The organism is Acidimicrobiia bacterium (assembly GCA_041394025.1).
In the GTDB taxonomy this organism is placed as follows: domain Bacteria; phylum Actinomycetota; class Acidimicrobiia; order IMCC26256; family JAOSJL01; genus JAOSJL01.
In genome coordinates this window covers 885,123-899,278 of record JAWKJA010000002.1, presented here as the reverse complement: position 1 = coordinate 899,278, position 14,156 = coordinate 885,123, and the positions used below count along the sequence as shown (strand labels likewise).

At 69.5% G+C, this 14,156-nt stretch carries 18 protein-coding genes; 13 read left to right on the top strand and 5 right to left on the bottom strand.

What is annotated here, in order from left to right:
- Positions 1-56: 56 nt before the first annotated feature.
- The 4 genes from R3A49_04195 to R3A49_04180 are packed head-to-tail and all read left to right on the top strand — an operon-like array spanning position 57 to position 1,690.
- The gene (locus tag R3A49_04195; protein ID MEZ5169931.1) at positions 57-323 is read left to right on the top strand and encodes a hypothetical protein; all 267 of its coding nucleotides are present in this window, start codon (positions 57-59) and stop codon (positions 321-323) included.
- Between the two features lie 8 nt (positions 324-331).
- Positions 332-793 (top strand): hypothetical protein, encoded by a 462-nt coding sequence (locus tag R3A49_04190; protein ID MEZ5169930.1) that lies wholly within the window; start codon positions 332-334, stop codon positions 791-793.
- Positions 790-1,245 carry a hypothetical protein gene (locus R3A49_04185; GenBank protein MEZ5169929.1) on the top strand — a complete coding sequence of 152 codons (456 nt, stop codon included), beginning with the start codon at positions 790-792 and terminating at the stop codon, positions 1,243-1,245. The genes R3A49_04190 and R3A49_04185 overlap by 4 nt, the downstream gene beginning before the upstream one ends.
- A 1-nt stretch (position 1,246) precedes the next feature.
- Complete coding sequence (locus tag R3A49_04180; protein ID MEZ5169928.1) at positions 1,247-1,690, top strand: pilus assembly protein TadG-related protein; 444 nt, start codon at positions 1,247-1,249, stop codon at positions 1,688-1,690.
- On the opposite strand, the gene R3A49_04175 is transcribed toward R3A49_04180, so the two are convergent.
- The 4 genes from R3A49_04175 to R3A49_04160 all read right to left on the bottom strand — a co-directional run bounded on the left by R3A49_04175 (position 1,687) and on the right by R3A49_04160 (position 5,297).
- The gene (locus R3A49_04175) at positions 1,687-2,037 is read right to left on the bottom strand and encodes an HNH endonuclease signature motif containing protein (protein MEZ5169927.1); all 351 of its coding nucleotides are present in this window, start codon (positions 2,035-2,037) and stop codon (positions 1,687-1,689) included. The two genes, R3A49_04180 and R3A49_04175, sit on opposite strands and share 4 nt — an antisense overlap.
- A 154-nt stretch (positions 2,038-2,191) precedes the next feature.
- A complete protein-coding gene (locus R3A49_04170; protein MEZ5169926.1) occupies positions 2,192-3,334 on the bottom strand; it encodes an acyl-CoA dehydrogenase family protein in 1,143 nt (380 codons plus the stop codon).
- Entirely contained in the window at positions 3,331-4,476 is a 1,146-nt protein-coding gene (locus R3A49_04165) for an acetyl-CoA acetyltransferase (GenBank protein ID MEZ5169925.1), read from the bottom strand. The genes R3A49_04170 and R3A49_04165 overlap by 4 nt, the downstream gene beginning before the upstream one ends.
- Positions 4,473-5,297: an enoyl-CoA hydratase/isomerase family protein gene (locus R3A49_04160; GenBank protein MEZ5169924.1), complete on the bottom strand. Its 825-nt coding sequence runs from the start codon at positions 5,295-5,297 to the stop codon at positions 4,473-4,475. Before R3A49_04160 ends, R3A49_04165 begins: the two co-directional genes overlap by 4 nt.
- Before the next feature lie 174 nt (positions 5,298-5,471).
- On the opposite strand from R3A49_04160, the gene R3A49_04155 reads away from it, so the two are divergent.
- From R3A49_04155 to R3A49_04140, 4 genes are all read left to right on the top strand, one after another.
- Positions 5,472-5,975 (top strand): MaoC family dehydratase N-terminal domain-containing protein, encoded by a 504-nt coding sequence (locus tag R3A49_04155; GenBank protein MEZ5169923.1) that lies wholly within the window; start codon positions 5,472-5,474, stop codon positions 5,973-5,975.
- A 76-nt stretch (positions 5,976-6,051) separates the two neighbouring features.
- The gene (locus tag R3A49_04150; protein MEZ5169922.1) at positions 6,052-7,239 is read left to right on the top strand and encodes an acyl-CoA dehydrogenase family protein; all 1,188 of its coding nucleotides are present in this window, start codon (positions 6,052-6,054) and stop codon (positions 7,237-7,239) included.
- Between the two features lie 34 nt (positions 7,240-7,273).
- The gene (locus R3A49_04145; GenBank protein ID MEZ5169921.1) at positions 7,274-8,053 is read left to right on the top strand and encodes an SDR family oxidoreductase; all 780 of its coding nucleotides are present in this window, start codon (positions 7,274-7,276) and stop codon (positions 8,051-8,053) included.
- Between the two features lie 84 nt (positions 8,054-8,137).
- Positions 8,138-8,554, top strand: a complete 417-nt coding sequence (locus R3A49_04140; protein ID MEZ5169920.1) for a universal stress protein — start codon at positions 8,138-8,140, stop codon at positions 8,552-8,554.
- Positions 8,555-8,598: 44 nt separating this feature from the next.
- Here R3A49_04140 and R3A49_04135 read toward each other — a convergent pair whose 3' ends face one another.
- The gene (locus R3A49_04135) at positions 8,599-9,357 is read right to left on the bottom strand and encodes an SDR family oxidoreductase (GenBank protein MEZ5169919.1); all 759 of its coding nucleotides are present in this window, start codon (positions 9,355-9,357) and stop codon (positions 8,599-8,601) included.
- A 171-nt stretch (positions 9,358-9,528) separates the two neighbouring features.
- Here R3A49_04135 and R3A49_04130 point away from each other — a divergent pair, with 171 nt between their 5' ends.
- From R3A49_04130 to R3A49_04110, 5 genes are read left to right on the top strand one after another with little or no spacing between them, the layout of a single operon-like run.
- Complete coding sequence (locus tag R3A49_04130) at positions 9,529-10,287, top strand: enoyl-CoA hydratase family protein (protein MEZ5169918.1); 759 nt, start codon at positions 9,529-9,531, stop codon at positions 10,285-10,287.
- A 16-nt stretch (positions 10,288-10,303) separates the two neighbouring features.
- On the top strand, positions 10,304-11,155 hold the full coding sequence (locus R3A49_04125; protein MEZ5169917.1) for a CoA-transferase: 852 nt from the start codon (positions 10,304-10,306) through the stop codon (positions 11,153-11,155).
- A complete protein-coding gene (locus R3A49_04120; protein ID MEZ5169916.1) occupies positions 11,148-11,942 on the top strand; it encodes a CoA-transferase in 795 nt (264 codons plus the stop codon). Before R3A49_04125 ends, R3A49_04120 begins: the two co-directional genes overlap by 8 nt.
- Positions 11,939-13,000 (top strand): nitronate monooxygenase family protein, encoded by a 1,062-nt coding sequence (locus R3A49_04115; protein MEZ5169915.1) that lies wholly within the window; start codon positions 11,939-11,941, stop codon positions 12,998-13,000. Before R3A49_04120 ends, R3A49_04115 begins: the two co-directional genes overlap by 4 nt.
- 4 nt (positions 13,001-13,004) lie before the next feature.
- A complete protein-coding gene (locus R3A49_04110; protein MEZ5169914.1) occupies positions 13,005-14,144 on the top strand; it encodes an acyl-CoA dehydrogenase family protein in 1,140 nt (379 codons plus the stop codon).
- The last annotated feature ends 12 nt before the right edge of the window (positions 14,145-14,156 follow it).

The following is a 14,156-nucleotide window of genomic DNA, read 5'->3' as shown; positions in this document are numbered from 1 at the left end:
TCGGCCCGTGTGTGGCCGGAGAGACCGGCAGGTGGCCGGGGAGAGAGGAGAAACGCATGGATGTGGAGGGAAACGATGTGGAGGGAAAAACCGATGGGATCTCCGGGATCGGTGCTGATCTGACGGGCACCGGGACCGGGAGCGATGGGAGCGGGAGCGACCGGACGCGAGGCGGTGTGCAGGGATCCGAATCGGGCATGACCACGGCGGAACTCCTGGGGAACGCCGCCCTGGGTATCGCCGCCCTCGTGGCGATCTGGGCGCTCCTGCAGGCTCTCGGTGTGAACGTCATCAACTGGATCGAGGGACAGCTCGGGATTTGACGAACGCCGTGACATCGAGCGGTGCCGATCCGACCCCCGAGCGCGTCGGGAGCCCGGATACGGGCGGGCCCCACCGCTCGCGCGACGGTGGCTTCGCCACGATCCAGTTCGTACTCGCAACAGGCCTCGCCCTGCTGTTCCTGGTACTCGTCGCCAACATCATCGTCTTCCAGTACGGACGAGGCGTCGTTCGGGCAGCGACGGACGAGGCGGCGCGCGCAGGCTCTCTCGCGGCGGGATCCGACGCCGAACGCGTCGAGGCGTGCGGACATCGGGCCGACGATGTGCTCGACGATCTACTGAGCGGGCCTCTCGGTGACGGTGTGGCGGTGTCGTGCAGCGTCGAGTACTCGGGCCCGGTGCCGGTGGTCACGGCACGGGCCGACGTCACGTTCAGGAGCTGGATCGATCCCGTGCCGGACTGGAGCTTCACGGCGACGGCCGTTGCCGTGTCCGAGGAGGAACCGTGAAGCTCCGACGTGCCGGTAGTGCACCGGGCCGCCGACGGAGCCATGAGCGTGCAGAGGAGGGCTTCGCCGCACTCGAGCTCGCGCTGGGTATCGGTCTTCTACTCCTACCGATCTCGTTGATGGTCCTGACGTTCCCGACGTGGTCGGAACGTCAGGCCACGGCGACGGTTGCAGCCGCAGAAGCGGCGCGTGTCGCCGCACTGTCGGCGGACTCGGCGGAATCACGCAGCGAGGCAGAATCGACCGCAGCCCTGATCTTCGCCAGCCACGGGCTCGCCGACACCGATGTCACGATCCGGTGGGAGAGACAGGGCCCGAGCCGCGGCGGATCGGTGACGGCTCGTGTGACCGTGCGGATGCCGGCGATGTCTGTTCCCGGCATCGGGGACGTCGGTGCCTGGCGGTGGACGGCCACCCACACCGAGATCCGCGACACGTACCGGAGCATGTGAGGTGGAGCCGCGGCGTCGAGGCCAGGGGTGGTGTGCCGGCGACGAGCGGGGAGCGGTCACTCTCTGGATCCTCGGGCTCTGCGTCACGGTCCTGTTCCTCGGTGGACTGAGCCTCGACCTGTGGCGGTCCTTCTCGACGCGTCGGGCTCTGGCGGAGGCCGCGGATGCAGCCGCCGTGGCAGGGGCGAACGGGATCGACGAGGGGGCGTTGCGCAACGGTGAACTCGTTCTCGACCCGCGTGAGGCCGAACAGCTCGCGTGGGAGAGCCTCGCCTCCCAGGGGCTTCCGGACGACGTCACGGGCGCGGACGTCCTCGTGGAGCCCGACGGCGTGGTGGTGTCGCTCGCCGGGAACGTCGACCTGACCCTGCTGAAGATCTTCCTCGGGGACCGCGACCTCGACGTGGCCGTGACCGCTCGGGCCGACCCCCGGCGTTCTCCCTAGGGTGGTTTCACCTCGAGTCGCCCGTCGGTGGTGAGTTTCACGCTCCAGCGGTGTTCGTGGACTCGGCTGTGATGTGTTCGACCCAACAGGACGCAGTTTTCGGTTGAGGTGGTGCCGCCGTGGGCCCAGTGGACAATGTGGTGGGCGTTGAGGTTGCCCTGGAGTGGCGGACGGTCGCATCCGGGCCAGGCGCATCCGCTGTCTCTCACGACCAGTGCCCGTCGGATGTGGGTAGGCCGGCACGGCCCTGTTCCGGGCCCTCGTCGTCGGGTCCATCTCCGATACCCATCTCCACCCCCTTTCCGGTTCCGGGCCGCGCGCAGCCAAGGGCACGCGGCCGTAGCCATCGGGGGAAGAGACCGGCCCGGAGACCTGCCTCCGAATCGACGAGATCAGACTAGAACCCGGGTGTGACATCGAAGGGTCCATCTGGGTCCGAGCCGAAACAGCGTCATTCCTGATTCCTGCAGGGGACTTCGGCCATGCCGGCCCCGCCTCTGCTCAGCCGGATCCGGGTTCGTCCGCTGCGAGGGCGGCCACTCTCGTGCGGTGGTCGGCGGGTGTGCCGAAGAGTGCGTCGCCCGATTTCAGCCGGCGCACGAGCAGGTGCATGTCGTGCTCCCACGTGTAGCCGATCCCCCCGAGGACCTGGATGCCCTCCTTGGCGATCCGTTTCTGCGCGTCGCCGGCGGCCACCTTGGCCATCGAGGCCGTGACGCCACGGCGCTCGTCGTCATCGGCGATCGTCGCTGTCGCGAGGTAGGCGACGGAGCGCGCCCGCTCCAGGAGCACGTACATGTCGGCGAACTTGTGCTTGATGGCCTGGAAGGACCCGATGGGGACGCCGAACTGGTGGCGGTCCTTCGCGTAGGCGAGCACCGTGTCGAAGATCGTCTGGGCGGTGCCGACCATCTCGAGCGACAGTGCCACCGTGGCCTCCTCGACGGCTCTCCGGACCGGCACGGCGTCGCCACCGGGCTCCCCGAGCACGGCGCCGGCACCGAGGTGCACGCCGTCGAAGGTGGCCGTGACGACCGAGCGAGTTGCGTCGAACGTCTCCAGTGGAGAGATCTCGGCGACGGCCGTGTCGACGATCACGGAGGTGACGCCCTCGTCCCCCCGGGTTCCGGGGAGCCGTGCGATCACGGCGAGCGTGTCGACGTGGTCGCCCTCGACGATCCAGTGCTTCGTGCCGCTGAGCGCCCACCCGTCGCCGTCGGGGGCGACCTCGGCCGTGACGTCGGCGACGTCGAAGCTGCCGGTCTCCTCGGCGAGGGCGAGGGTGCCGGTACGCTCACCGGCGGCAACCTCGGCGAGGAGGTCGTGGCGCTGCTCGGGGGAGCCGGTCTCGCGCACGACGGGCACGAACTGGGTGACCGTCGGGAGCCACGGCCCGGGCGCGACGACCCGGCCCAGTTCCTCAGCGACCACGGCGCACTCGACGAACCCGAGCCCGAGGCCCCCGGCCGATTCGGGAACGGTCAGGGCGGGCCAGCCGAGGTCGACCATCTGGCGCCACAGCGAGTCGAGCGGGCGACCCGTCTCGGCGAGTGCCCGCACGCTCTCCATCGTGCACTCGGCCCCGAGGACACCGCGTACGCCGGAGCGCAGCTCCTCCTGGTCGTCGGTGAAGTCGAGTCTCACGCCGCACCCAGGATCGCCGTCGCCGCCGACGAGAACCAGCCGCCGGTGCCGTTCACGCACGCAACGGTGGCGCCGTCGACCTGACGGTCGCCCGCCTCGCCGCGCAGTTGCCGGACCGCTTCGACGAGTAGGAACATGCCGCGCATGCCAGGGTGGCACGCCGACAGGCCTCCGCCGTCGGTGTTCGTCGGGAGCTCCCCGTCGACGCGCAACCGCCCACCCTCCACGAACGAGCCACCCTCACCACGACCGCAGAAGCCGAGCGCCTCGAGTGTGAGCAGCACCATGGGTGTGAACGCGTCGTAGACCTCGCAGATGTCGACGTCGGCGGGCGTCATCCCGGCCCGTTCGAACGCAAGGGCACCCGAGCGCACGGCCGGCGACTCGGTGAAGTCCTCCCACTCGCTCATCGTCGTGTGCGAGGTGGCCTCACCCGTGCCGAGGATCCGTACGGGAGTCGAGGGGAGGCCGTCGGCCCGCTCGTTCGACGTCACGACGACGGCACCGCCGCCGTCGGAACGGATGCAGCAGTGCAGCTTGGTCAGCGGCTCCGCGATCATCCGGGACGAGGCGACGTCGTCGACGGTGATGAGATCCCGGTAGTACGCCTCGGGGTTGAGCGACGCGTTGTAGCGCTGCGCGACGGAGATCTCGGCCAACTGGTCGATGGTCGTGCCGAACTCGTGCATGTGCCGCTGGGCCGCCATGGCGTACTTGGCCACGAGCGTGAGCCCGTAGGGGGCGTCGAACTGGACCGGGCCACGCCCGCCGAACGAGACGTTCGACTTCCGCCGCCGGGCCTTCAGGTCGGCACGTGTCGTCGACCCGTAGACGATGAGAACGACGTCGGCGTGACCGGCGGTCACAGCTGCCACCGCGTGTTCCAGCATGAACTCCCAGGCGCTGCCCCCGACGCCGGTGCCGTCGGCCCACGTGGGGCGCAACCCCAGATACTCGGCTATCTCGACGGGCGCGAGCAGCCCCATTCCCGTGGACGCGAAACCGTCGACGTCGTCGCGGGTGAGGCCGGCATCGGCGAGCGCGCGGCTCGCGGCCTGGAAGTGGAGCTCGTAGGGCGTCGATGTGTCGACCCGCCCGATGTCGGAGAGTGCGGCGCCCACGATCGAGGCGCCCGTTGTCACCGCAGTCTCCAGTCGATGCGCTGCCCCGACTCGAAGGCCTGCTGGCCCTGGCGCATCGTCTCCTCGTCGTTGCCGTGGGCGATGATCGCCGGGCCCATGTGGAGCGCCTCCTTGCGGTGCATCTCGTAGGCGGCCCAGATCGCGCGCATCGTCGTCTGGACGGCCAGAGGGGGCTGGGCGGCAACGGCCTCAGCGGCCCACGTTGTGGCGTCGTCGAGGTCGTCGGCGGCCACGACCTGCGACACCAGGCCGATCTGCTCGGCACGGGCCGCCGACATGCGCTCGTAGTTGCCCATGAGCGACAACCGCATGATCTCGCCGAGTGGCATCCGTGTGGCCATGAGGATCGGCTCGAACACCGCGGCGTGGCCGTAGGTGACGTGCGGGTCGAAGAACGTGGCGTGCTCGGCGGCGATGATGAACTCCACCTCGCCGAGCATGTAGAACGCCCCGCCGCAGGCCATACCGTTCACCGCGGCGATCACGGGCTTCCAGAAGTCGTTGCTCTTCGGCCCGAGCATCTGGCCCGGGTCGTCGAACTGGAAGGGGTTGCCGACGGAGCCGATCGGCAGGGCGTCGGCGGGCTTGTCGTCGGCCATCGACTCCATTCGGTCGATGCCCGTGCAGAACGCCTTGTCACCCGCGCCGGTGAGGACGACGGCGTTGACGTCGTCCTGGCCCCGCAGGAACCGCCACACGTCGCTCATCTCCCGCTGCATCTGGTAATTGAACGCGTTGTGCACGTCGGGGCGGTTGAGCGTTATCCACGCGACGTTGTTGCGCTCCTCGTAGAGGATCGTGTCGTATTCGCGGGTCTTCATGGCCGGGGAGCCTCACTTCCGGTCGGCTGTCTGCACTTGCGCCCGCTGCCCGGTGAGAGAACACTGACGCAGGCGTCACGGTAGCGCGGTGGTTTCCGGCGCTCCCGCAAGCGTCAGGACACCCGGCAGTGGGTCCGAGGGTGAGTGGGTCCGAGGGAGAGTGAGGGGGAGAAGGTGGCGGTCGACGAGAGTGTGATCGGAACGAAGACGGGGGCGTACCACGTCGTGATCGAGCGGGGGCCGGTCGACGTGTTCGCCGACGCCGTCACCGACAGGAATCCGATCTACCACTCCGAGGAGGCTGCACAGGCCGCCGGGTTCGACAACATCCCGGCACCACCCACCTACTCCTTCGTGATGCAGCACTACGGGAAGTTCGACGATCTGCAGCCCGACGATCCCACAGGTGGGAAGAACCCGGTCGCCGACATCATGGGCCCGCTGATGGCCGGTGGCGGCGTGATCCTCCACGGTGAGGAGTCGTTCGAGTACCACCGACCCATCGTCGTCGGCGACGTCCTCGACGGCGACGCCACGGTCGTCGACTTCTACGACAAGGAGAGCAAGGGCTCCACGATGACGTTTCTCGTCATCGAGACGGAGTGGACCGACAGCAGGACCGGTCAGCCGGTCGTCACCGAGCGCTTCAACGTCATCCACCGCTCCCCGAAGAAGTAGTCGCCGTCGGCGCTCTCCACGTGTCGGCGTCCGGATAGCGCCCCGGCTTGCGCGCGCTCCGTAGACTGCCCGGCGCATGGACCTGCGATTCTCCGACGAGGACGAGGCGTTCCGCGCAGAGGTGCGCGGGTGGCTCGACGCCAACCTGACCGGCGAGTTCGAGAAGCTTCGCGGGCGGGGTGGCCCCGGCGACGAGCATGAGTTCGTCGAGGAGCGGATCGCCTGGGAGCGGCACCTGGGAGCCGCCGGCTGGTGCTGTATCGGGTTCCCCGAGGCCGACGGGGGCCGCGGCGCAACACTTCATCAGCAGGTGATCTTCTACGAGGAGTACGCACGGGCAGGTGCGCCCGGCCGTGTCGGTATCGTCAACGAGGGCCTCATCGGGCCCACCCTCGTGGCGTTCGGGACCCCCGAGCAGAAGAAGCGCTTCCTCCCGGGGATCACCGGAGGAACCGAGATCTGGTGTCAGGGCTACTCCGAGCCCGATGCCGGCTCCGACCTGGCGAACGTCCAGACCCGTGCGGCACTCGACGGCGATCAGTGGGTCATCAGCGGTCAGAAGGTCTGGACGTCATTGGCGCACTTCGCCGACTGGTGTTTCGTGCTGTGCCGCACCGACACGCAGGCGCCCAAGCACCGCGGGATCTCGTACCTGCTGGTCCCGATGGCCCAGGACGGCGTCTCCATCCAGCCGATCCGGCAGATCACCGGCACGTCGGAGTTCAACGAGGTGTTCTTCGACGACGCACGCACCGACGCCGACAACGTCGTCGGTGAGATCAACGGCGGCTGGAAGGTGGCCATGGGAACCCTGGCCTTCGAGCGGGGAGCCTCCACGCTCGGTCAGCAGTTGGCGTTCGAGAACGAGCTGAACGCCATCACGAACGCGGCGCGCCACAACGGGCGCCTCGATGACCCGATCTTCCGGCAGCGGATCACCGATGCATGGATCGGCCTGCGCATCATGCGTGTGAACGCGCTGCGCACGTTGTCGGGCATGGAGGGCGACGAGCTCACACGCGAGGGGATGATCACGAAGCTCTACTGGGCCTCGTGGCACCGGCGCCTCGGTGAGCTGGCGGTCGACATTCTCGGCCCGGAGGGTCTCGTGGCCGACGGCGCTCCGTACGACCTGAGCGCGGCCCAGCGGCTGTTCCTCTTCACGCGCTCCGACACGATCTACGGCGGCTCGAACCAGATCCAGCGCACCATCATCGGTGAGCGCGCCCTGGGCCTTCCCGCCGAGCCGAAGGTGGCATCGTGAGGGACGAGCGGGACGAGACCGTGAGGAGCTCTCCATGAAGGTCGCCCCGCCGTACCCCGGGGGCCACGACCTCCTCGCCGGCCGCACCGTCCTCGTCACGGCAGCAGCGGGAACCGGAATCGGCTTCGCCGCGGCCAAACGCTGCGCCGAGGAGGGCGCGGAGGTGATGATCTCCGACGCCCACGAGGGACGCCTCGACGAGGCGGCCGAGCACCTCGCCGATGTCCTCGGCCATCCCGCACCGTCCATACCGTGCGACGTCACCGACGACGCCGCCGTGCGCACGATGTTCGACACCGCCGTCGACACGCTCGGCCACGTCGACGTTCTCATCAACAACGCGGGCCTCGGCGGAAACGCGGCCATCGTCGAGATGACCGACGAGCAGTGGGACACGGTCATCGACGTGACTCTCAACGGGACGTTCCGCTGCACCCGGGCGGCGCTGCGCCACATGCTCGAGCGCGAATCGGGGGTCATCGTGAACAACGCCTCGGTCCTGGGCTGGCGCGCCCAGGAGCGCCAGGCCCACTACGCGGCCGCCAAGGCCGGTGTGATGGCCCTCACCCGCGCCGCTGCGATGGAGGCGGCGCCCGCGGGCGTGCGCGTCAACGCCGTGGCGCCCAGCCTGGCCATGCACCCGTTTCTCAGCAAGGTGATGCCCGACGACGAGCTCGCCGAGCTCACGCAACAGGAGGCCTTCGGGCGCGCCGCGGAGGTGTGGGAGGTCGCCAACGTGATGGTGTTCCTCGCCAGCGATCTCTCGTCGTACATGACAGGCGAGGTCGTGGCGGTCTCGTCCCAGCACGCCTGAGCACGAATCGCAACATTCCGACCCTCGGAGGCGCTACCGTGCGAGGCGGCGCCGCACCGGCGGTGAACACGGGGGAGGCACCGGATGTACAAGACGATCGTGGCGGGAACCGACGGTTCCGAGACAGCGGGCGAGGCCGTGCGCCAGGCCCTCGAGCTGGCCAAGGCTGTCGGAGCGACCCTCCATCTGGTGACGGGCGGGGAGCCCCGCTTCGACGACCCCCTACCGGTCGGCGACACGGCCGCTCAGGAGACCGCCGCCCAGAAGATCGTGCGTGAGGCCGCCGAGAGCCTCGACGCCTCGGGCGTCACCATCGAGACGCACGCGCAGGTGGGCGAGGGAGCCACGGCGATCACCGACGTGGCCGAACAGGTCGGCGCCGACCTGATCGTCGTCGGAAACCGGGGGATCAGCAGCCCGAAGCGGTTCCTCCTCGGGAGCGTCCCGACCAAGGTGGCGCACTACGCCCCCTGCTCGGTGTTGATCGTCCGCACGACCTGACGTCGGGGTTCCCACGCCTTCGAGCGGAGCGTCTGGCCGGACTCTCAGCGGCCGGCGTTCGAGGCCTCCAGGAAGGCGGGGTTCTCACCGCCGCCGTGCACGGTGAGGTTGGCGCCGCTCACATAGGCAGCAAGGGGCGACGCCAGGTAGAGACAGGCGTCCGCCACGTCGGCCGGTTCGCCCATCCGCCCGAGGGGAACGGTGGCAGCCACAGCGGCCACGCCCTCCGCGTCGCCGTAGTGGAGCTCCGCCTGCTCGGTGCGGATCAGGCCGGCGGTCACAGCGTTCACCCGCACCCTCGGAGCCCACTCCACCGCCAGCGACATCGTCAGGTTGATGAGACCGGCCTTGGCGGCGCCGTAGGCCGCTGTGCCCGGAGAGGGCCGTGTGCCACTCACGCTCGCGATGTTGACGATGACCCCTCCACTCTCCTGGCCCTGCATGACCGTGTTCGCCTCCTGCGCAACGAGGAGCGGAGCGATCAGGTTCAGCCGGATGATCGCCTCGGAGAACCCGGGGGATGCGTCGGCCGCGGCAACATGCGGCGAGCCACCCGCGTTGTTGACGACGGTGTCGAGCCGTCCGAAGTGCGACACCGCCTCGGCCACGACCCGCGCCACGTCGTCGGCCTCACGAACGTCGGCTGGCACGAAGTGCGCGGAGCGCCCACCGCCCGTCGGAGGCGTGTCGGGCTCGTTGCGGCAACAGACCACGACCTCGGCGCCCGCGTCGAGGAAGCGGGTGGCGATCCCGTGGCCGACACCGCGGCAGCCGCCAGTGACCAGGACCACCCGGTCGGTCATGTCGAGTTCGCCGGACACGTCTTCGCCGGACACATCATCCCCTTCGAGGAACTTTCGCCCGGTGCTCCGGGCCTCGCCTACTGTGCCAGATGCCCGCTCCCGGTGAGCGCACGCCGGGGGCCGGCCGGGTACGCCGAACACGCCGACTCGTGCGCCACCTTCGGGGATGTCATGGGAATCAGCAGCTCGGTCGCCGACGGCGTCGCCGAGATCGTCGTCGACAACCCGCCGGTCAACGCTCTCGAGGTGGCCGGGTGGTTCGAACTGGCCGACACCGTCACGGCAGCAGGGCGGGACCCCGACGTGCGGGCCGTGATCCTCGCGGCAGAGGGCAAGGGCTTCAACGCCGGTGTCGACATCAAGGAGATGCAGGCCACCGAGGGCTTCGGGGCCCTCATCGGGGCGAACAAGGGCTGCTTCGCCGCGTTCGCAGCGGTCTACGAGTGCGAGGTTCCCGTCATCGCCGCCGTCAACGGCTACTGCCTCGGGGGCGGCATCGGCCTCGTGGGCAACGCCGACGTGGTCATCGCCTCGGACGACGCGACCTTCGGGCTCCCCGAGGTCGACCGTGGCGCGCTCGGCGCCGCCACACACCTCGCCCGCCTCGTGCCGCAGCACAGGATGCGCGCCATGGTCTACACGGCGAAGCCCGCCACCGCCCAGGAGCTGCACGCCTACGGGTCGGTCCTCGAGGTGGTACCCCGCGACGAGCTTCGCGCAGCCGCTCGGGCGGTCGCCGCCGACATCGCGGCCAAGAGCGGGACGGTCATCCGTGCCGCCAAGCAGTCGCTCAACGGCATCGACCCCGTCGACGTGAAGCGCAGCTACCGCTATGAGCAGGGTTTCACGTTCGAGCTCAACCTGAGCGGTGTCGCCGACGAGGCCCGCGACGCCTTCGTCGACAAGCGCGACGCCGACTTCGACGGCTGACGGAGGACCCGACCCGGTGCCCGACAAGCGCATGACCCCTGCCGAGGTGGTGTCGGAGCTGCGCGACGGCATGACGATCGGTGTCGGCGGATGGGGGTCACGGCGAAAGCCCATGGCCATCATCCGGGAGATCCTCCGCAGCGACCTCACGGACCTCACGGTCGTGTCGTACGGCGGCCCCGACGTCGGGTTGCTGTGCGCGGCGGGTCGCGTCAAGCGGGTCGTGTTCGCCTTCGTGTCACTCGACACCATCCCGCTCGAGCCGCACTTCCGGGCCGCACGGCAGGCGGGGAGCATCGAGGTCACCGAGTACGACGAGGGGATGTTCCTCCTCGGTCTCCAGGCCGCCGCGTGGAGGGTCCCGTTCCTCCCGACGCGGTGTGGGCTCGGCACAGACATCATGGCGCTCAACCCCGACCTGCAGACGGTCACCTCGCCGTACGCCGACGGTGAGGATCTCGTGGCGATGCCCGCCCTCGAGCTCGACGCCGCGCTGGTGCACATGCACCGGGGCGACGCCGGGGGAAACGGCCAGTACCTGGGTGTCGATCCGTACTTCGACGACCTGTTCTGCGGTGCGGCAAAGAAGCGCTACCTCTCGGTGGAGCGACTCGTCGACACCGAGGACCTCCTCTCTTCCGGGCCACCCCAGACGCTGCGGATCAACCGGCTCCTCACCGACGGCGTCGTGGAAACCCCCGGCGGCGCCCATTTCACCGAGTGTGTACCCGACTACCCCCGCGACGAGGCGTTCCAGAAGACCTACGCCGCCTCGGCGGAGAGTCCCGAGTCGTGGGACGAGTTCAGGGCCCGGTACCTCGACGTGACAGAGGACGAGTACCTGGAAGCGGTGGGGTTCGATGGCTGAGCGACCGGAACCCGAGCTCCACCCGACCGGCCCCGCCACGCGCGCCGAGATCTGTGTTCTCGCGTGTGCCGACGCCTTCCGGGGCGACGGTGAGATCCTCGCCAACCCCATCGGCACGATCCCGGTGATCGGCGGACATCTCGCCCGCGCCACGTTCGAGCCCGACCTCGTCATGACCGACGGCACAGCTCTTCTCATCTCGAACGCTCTCTCCCTCGGGGTCGCAGACCCCGACAAGACGGTCGAGGGCTGGAACCCGTACCGCTCGATGTTCGACGTGGTGTGGTCGGGGCGCCGCCACGTGATGATGGGCGCGACGCAGATCGACGCCCACGGCAACCAGAACATCGCGGCGATCGGTGATCCCCGGAGACCCAAGACGCAGCTCCTCGGGTTCCGCGGCGCACCGGGCAACACCATCAACCACGCCACGAGCTACTGGGTGCCCAACCACTCGACACGCGTCTTCGTGGACCGGGTCGACGTCGTCACGGGTGTCGGCTACGACCGCGCCGCCGCGCTCGGGCCGGCGTCGTCGCGCTTCCACGAGATCCCCCGTGTCGTCACGAACCTGTGCGTTCTCGACTTCGAGACACCCGACCACGCGCTCCGGCTCCGGTCGCTCCATCCGGGTGTCACCGCAGATGAGGTCGTGGAGGCCACGGGGTGCGATCTCGTCGTGCCCGACGACATCCCGGTCACGCCGGTGCCGTCCGGCGACGACCTGACATTGATCCGCGACACGCTCGACCCGACCGGGCTGCGTGAGCGCGAGGTGCCCGCGTGAGCAACAAGCCCGTGTTGCACACCGCGGCGTGTGAACTGTTCGGCGTGGAGTACCCGGTCGTCCAGACGGGCATGGGGTGGGTGTCGGGATCATCGCTCACCGCGGCCACCGCCAAGGCCGGTGGCCTCGGGATCCTGGCCTCGGCGACGATGACCTTCGACGAGCTCGCCCGCGCCATCGGTGAGGTGCGCGACGCCACCGACAGGCCCTTCGGCGTGAACCTCCGCGCCGATCAGCCCGACGTCGACGCCCGCATCGGGCTGATCGTGTCGCAGGGTGTGCGCGTGGCGAGCTTCGCCCAGGCGCCCGGTGAGCGTCTGGTCAAGACGTTGAAGGACGCGGGGGTCGTCACGATGCCGACCGTCGGGGCCCGCCGCCACGCCGAGAAGGTGGCGGAGTGGGGAGTCGACGCCGTCATCACACAGGGAGCCGAGGGGGGTGGCCACACCGGGACGGTGCCGACGTCGCTGCTCGTCCCGCAGGTGGTTGACACCGTCGACATCCCCGTGATCGCGGCGGGGGGCTTCCACGACGGACGGGGCCTCGTCGCGGCGCTGGCCTGGGGAGCGGCCGGGATCGCCATGGGCACCCGGTTCCTCCTCACGGCGGAGTCCACGGTGCCCGACAACGTGAAGCAGCGCTACCTCCAGGCGTCGGTGTTCGACACTGTCGTCACGACAGCCGTCGACGGCTACCCCCAGCGCGTGATCCGCACCGAGATGATCGACACGCTCACCGGTGCCGGGAGGCTGACGGCACTCCCGCGGGCGCTGCGGAACGCTCTGGCATTCCGCAAGCTCACCGGCACGCCGCTCCGCGAGCTCGCGCAGGAGGGACTGGCGATGAAGCGCAACCAGGACCTCACCTGGAGCCAGGTCGTCATGGCCGCCAACGCCCCGATGCTCACCCGGGCCTCGATGGTGGAGGGCCGCACCGAGGTGGGGATCCTCCCGACGGGACAGGGTGTCGGTGTGATCGACGAACTGCCGAGCGTCGCCGACCTGATGTCCTCGATCGTGACAGAAGCCGAAGCGACACTCGGGCGCCTGGGTGCCTGAGGCGATGGATCTCACCTTCAGCGCCGACGAGCAGGTCTTCCGGGCCGAGGCACGGGCCTGGCTGGAGGCCAACGTCCCCGCCGATCCGCTGCCGTCGGGCGACACGGCCGAGGGCTTCGCGGCGCACCTCGACTGGGAGCGGCGTCTGTACGACGAGCGCTGGGTGGCCGTGTCGTGGCCCGAGGAGTACGGCGGGCGCGGCGCCACGCTCTGGGAGTGGCTCATCTTCGAGGAGGAGTACTGGCGCGCCGGAGCGCCCAACCGTGTCAACCAGAACGGGCTGTTCCTCCTGGCGCCCTCGATCTTCGCCTTCGGCACCGACGAGCAGAAGGCGCGCTTCCTCCCCGGTATCGCGTCCTCGGAGTACCTGTTCTGCCAGGGCTGGTCCGAGCCGAACGCGGGAAGCGATCTGGCGGGCATCACGAGCCGCGCCGTGCGCGACGACACCGCAGCGGGCTGGCGCCTGACGGGTCAGAAGACCTGGACCACCCGCGGGGCGTTCTGCAACTGGCTCTTCGGTCTCTTCCGCTCCGACCCCGAGGCCGAGCGGCACCGTGGGCTCACCTACTTCCTGGTCCCCCTCGACGCCGACGGGGTGACGGTGCGACCCGTGGGGCGCCTCGACGGCGACGACGGCTTCGCCGAGGTCTTCCTCGAGGACGTCCTCGTTACCGACGATCTCGTGCTCGGTGAGGTCGACGGCGGATGGAAGGTCGCCATGTCGACCACGAGCTCCGAGCGGGGGCTGAGCCTGCGCAGCCCGGGTCGCTTCCTCGCCGCGGCCGGGAGTCTCGCCGACCTGTACCGCGATCGACGCTCAGAGGCCGACCCGGGACTACGCGACGCCGTGGTGCGCGCCTGGATGGACGCCGACGCCTACCGGCTCCACACCTTCCGGACCGTCACCCGCATGACCGACGGTGACGCACTCGGCGCCGAGGCGAGCTTCATGAAGCTGTTCTGGTCGGAGCTCGACGTGTCGCTGCACGAAGCCGCCCTCGGGTTGCTCGGTGTCGACGCCGAGCTCGACATCGACGGCTGGATGAAGGGATACCAGTTCTCCCTCGCGGGGCCGATCTACGCCGGCACGAACGAGATCCAACGCAACGTGGTGGCCGAGCGCGTGCTCGGTCTCCCGCGCTGAGGGTCGGGGAGC